This is a genomic window from Dietzia cercidiphylli (genome assembly GCF_014145145.1).
GTDB lineage: Bacteria > Actinomycetota > Actinomycetes > Mycobacteriales > Mycobacteriaceae > Dietzia > Dietzia natronolimnaea.
Window position 1 is genome coordinate 1 of record NZ_JAALEA010000192.1, and the last position, 3,723, is coordinate 3,723.

A 3,723-nucleotide genomic window follows, 5' to 3' on the forward strand; every position below is an offset into this window, starting at 1 on the left:
CCCGGGCGTCCGTCGCCTGTGGCCCGGTCGCCTGTGGCCCGGTCGACTGGCGTCCGGCCGCCTGGGGACCCGTCGACCGCGGTCCTCCCGCTGGCGCGGCCGCGCCGAAGTCCCCCGTGAACAAGGAGTCGTCGCCGTCAAGGAGGTGCTTGGTCACCATCGCGCGGGGGCTCATGCCCCTCAGGTCGCTCAGTTGTTTGAGCGGCTCGCGGAACTCCTCGAAGTCGGCCCCGTAGTCGTCACGGAGCTGTTGTTGGGCGGTGCCCGCGAAGTCCTTGACCTTGCGGACCGCCGAGGCCAGCCAGCGGGCGGCCTCGGGTAGGCGCTCGGGCCCCAGGACCACGAGCGCGATCACGCCGAGCACCAGGAGCTCGGACCACCCCACGTTAGTGAACATCGCCTCCGAGGATACGTCGTCCCGGCACCGACCGGCACCACGACCTCGGACGACCGGCCACCGGCGCCGGCGACCTGCCGGCCCCGAGCGGGTCAGGCGAGTACGGGTCGGACGGTCACCTCGATCCGTGCACCGTCGCGGATGACCTCGACCGGCACGTCGACGTCCGCGCCCGCCCGTCGGACGGCCACGATGAGCTCGTCGGAGGACCGGACACCGCGTTCCCCGACACTCGTCACCACGTCGCCCTCCCGGAGCCCGGCCTCCTGTGCGGGCGACCCCTCCCGCACGTTGACCAGCTCCGCACCCTCCACGTTGCCGTTCTCCGCCTTGCGCGCGTTCACGCCGATGGTCGCGTGACGTACGGAGCCCTCGCTCATGAGCGAGGTGGCGATGTCGCGCACATCGTTGACGGGGATGGCGAACCCGAGCCCGATCGACCCACCGGATTGGGTGAAGATGGAGGTGTTGATCCCGATCACCGCCCCGCTGGCGTCGATGAGCGGACCACCCGAGTTGCCGGGATTGATGGCCGCGTCGGTCTGGATGGCGTCGATCACCACGTCCCCGTCGGAGGTGGACTCCCCCAGGGCGATCGGCCGCTGGGTGGCCGACACGATGCCCTCGGTGACCGTCCGGGCCAGGCCGAGGGGCGACCCGATGGCGACGACCTGTTCGCCCACCTGCACCCGATCGGAATCACCGAGGGTCGCGACGGTGAGGTTCTGGACGTCGTCGACCTTCAGCACCGCCAGGTCGGTCGCCGGGTCGCGGCCGACCAACTCGGCCGATGCCCTGGACCCGTCCGGGAAGACGACGTCGATGTCCGCCCTGTCGGCGGCGCCGTCCATGGTGACGACGTGGTTGTTGGTGACGATGTAGCCCTGCGGGTCGATGACGATGCCGGAACCCTCACCCCGGGCCGAGGCCGTGGAGACCTGGATGTGGACCACCGCCGGTTGGACCCGTTGCGCCACCTCACCGACCGGGTTGTCGGGCCGGATGACGTTCGCCGGCGCGTCGGCGATGCGTACCGTCGACGTGGTGAGGACGCGGGCGGAATCGGCCACGACCGCGCCGATCCCCCCTCCCACGAGGGCGATGACGGCGACGGCGGCGGTCGCCCCTGCCAGCGCCTGCCTGCTCAGTCGCCGCTCGAACAGAGCCTCGGAGAGTGAGAGCCTCGGCGGCGGGGGCACGTCCGCACCCGACAGATCCTCCGGTCCGGGCTCGTCCGCCGCCTGCAGGGCGGGGGTTCCGAACCCCACCGGGGCGTGGGGATCCCGCCACGGGTCGGGCGGGGCGGGCTGTGGCACCTCGACCCGGTCCTGCCAGCCCGGATGCCGCTCGATACCACCGACGGTGTCACCCGACGGCCCGAACGCGGCGGCCAGTGCCGGGTCGGCGTCGTGCCCGTCCGCCGCGCCGGAGTGCCGGTGCGGGCCGGAATGGCGGTCCTGAGCGGAGTGATCGACCGGAGCCTGTGGACGCCGGGGGTCGAATCCTCCTGTCACCCCGGGCGGGCGGGAGAAGCGCTCGGCGGAGGCCTCGTCCACGACGGGCCTGTGGATCGGCGCAGGCTCGCGGAGCGGCCGGTCGGGGTCGACGTCCCGTTCCGCCGGTCCGGGCACACCAGTCTCGTCCTCCACGCGCCCCAGCCTAACGGCCGGACGAACGCAGGCGGCGCAGGAGCCTCGACCACCTGCTCCCGGGCGGGGGCACCGGGGCGCCTGTGGGTTCCCGGGTCGGCTCCTCCCCGAGGAGGCGGAGGCGCTCCCGCAGATCACCGGGCATGTGGATCGGCCCGGATCCCCGGAGAGCGCGACGTGCGTCCTGTTGTTCGGCCACCTCGCGTCGACACTGCGGGCACAGAGCGAGGTGGGCGTCCGCGCGGACCTGTCCCGCGGGCGGGAGGCAGCCGTCCACGTACGCTGCCGCCGCCTCGGTGGAGAGGTGGTCGGTGGAGAGGAAGTGCGGTTCTGATCGAGGGGGTGGCGTACTCCCGGCGACCTCACGGACCGAGTCCCGCGACAACCGGTACTCGGGAGTGGACCCGCGTCCTGACTGGTGTCGGTCCACCCTCGCGCCTCCTCGTCCGTCTGCCCTCGGGGCCGGGCTCTGACCGCCCGGGATGATCAACGCACGGGATACTCCGGTGGTTCCCGGGAGCTCCCGGGGGGATCAGTCGACGCTCTGGTGGACCCCGGTCACACCGGCCGCCTCGAGCTCGGCACGCAACGCGGAACGACCCCGGTGGATGCGGCTGCGGACCGTCCCCATCTTGACCCCGAGGATCCGGCCGACCTCCTCGTAGCTGAGGTCCTCGATGTCGCACAGCACCACCGCCGCGCGGAACTCCGGGGAGAGATTGGCCAGGGCGGTCTGCAGGACCGGGTCGAAGGTCTCCTCCGACAGGACCTGCTCCGGACTGCGCTCACGACCCGGGACCCGCTCGGCGTCCTCCGGGAGCGCCTCGAAGCGGATGCGAGACCGACGCCGCGCCATGTCGAGGAAGAGGTTGGTGACGATCCGGTGCGTCCATCCCTCGAAGGTGCCCGGCTTGTACTTGTCCAGGGACCTGAACACCCGGATGAACGCCTCCTGGGTGATGTCCTCCGCGTCGTGGGCGTTGCCGCAGAGCCGGAATGCGAGCCGGTAGACCCTGTCCCCGTGCTGGGCGACGAGCTGGGACCAGGAGGGCATGTCGGCGGCGTCACCACTCGCGTCGAAGCGGGCGGTACCGACCGCCTCGTCGTGGTCACCGCCGGGAGCGATCGCCGTCTCGTGCACCGTCTGCGAGTACATGCGCTGCCGCCGCCTTCCGGCGCGGGCTCCTCGCAAGTCGTCCGCGCGGTGTTCCGTCGCCCCCTCGTGGAACGACGTGTGCCCACCCTCTCTCATCGGGCTGTCCTCACGGTATACCCGTACTGAGATCCCCCTGAGAGTCTCATACCGATCCGATCACCGCGCGTTGGACACGTCGTCCGCGTGCGCGGCGATACGCTGCTCGGGTGTCCGATTCGACTGACGTCCCCGCCTCCGACCGTTCCAGGCTCGCCGACCTCGCGCGCCGCAGCTCCGATCTGGTCGACGACTCGCTCTACGCCCCCGCCCGTGCGGACGCGGCCGAACTGGGTGCCGCCTCTCCGGACGCGCTGACCGCCGAGGTGATCCGGCTGGTCGCCCGACTGACCGGAGCCCGCACCGCGGTGTGCATCTCGCCCGCTCCCGGCGTGCCCGCCCTGGCGATCCTGGCGGCAGCCGGGCAGGGCTCCGGGACCGTGGTCACCTGCATCACCGACGATCCCCATCACCTGGAGGCGGCC

General features: G+C 72.0%; 4 protein-coding genes and 1 pseudogene. 1 reads left to right on the forward strand and 4 read right to left on the reverse strand.

Annotated elements, in window-relative coordinates; translation table 11 throughout:
- From tatB to sigE, 4 genes are all read right to left on the reverse strand, one after another.
- The coding region (gene tatB / locus G6028_RS07625) for a Sec-independent protein translocase protein TatB (RefSeq protein ID WP_182658508.1) at positions 1–397 on the reverse strand (397 nt) is incomplete at its 3' end.
- Between the two features lie 92 nt (positions 398–489).
- A complete protein-coding gene (locus G6028_RS07630; RefSeq protein WP_338404172.1) occupies positions 490–2,046 on the reverse strand; it encodes a S1C family serine protease in 1,557 nt (518 codons plus the stop codon).
- Positions 2,047–2,056: 10 nt separating this feature from the next.
- Positions 2,057–2,476: an anti-sigma factor family protein gene (locus tag G6028_RS07635; RefSeq protein WP_179525587.1), complete on the reverse strand. Its 420-nt coding sequence runs from the start codon at positions 2,474–2,476 to the stop codon at positions 2,057–2,059.
- Between the two features lie 102 nt (positions 2,477–2,578).
- Complete coding sequence (gene sigE / locus G6028_RS07640; RefSeq protein WP_182658509.1) at positions 2,579–3,202, reverse strand: RNA polymerase sigma factor SigE; 624 nt, start codon at positions 3,200–3,202, stop codon at positions 2,579–2,581.
- A gap of 206 nt (positions 3,203–3,408) precedes the next feature.
- Here sigE and G6028_RS07645 point away from each other — a divergent pair.
- Positions 3,409–3,723 (forward strand): annotated as a pseudogene (locus G6028_RS07645) (hypothetical protein); the annotation flags it as partial.

Coding starts and splice junctions, on each gene's coding strand:
- sigE (WP_182658509.1), bottom strand. CDS start 3,202: ATGTACTCGCAGACGGTGCACGAGACGGCGATCGCTCCCGGCGGTGAC.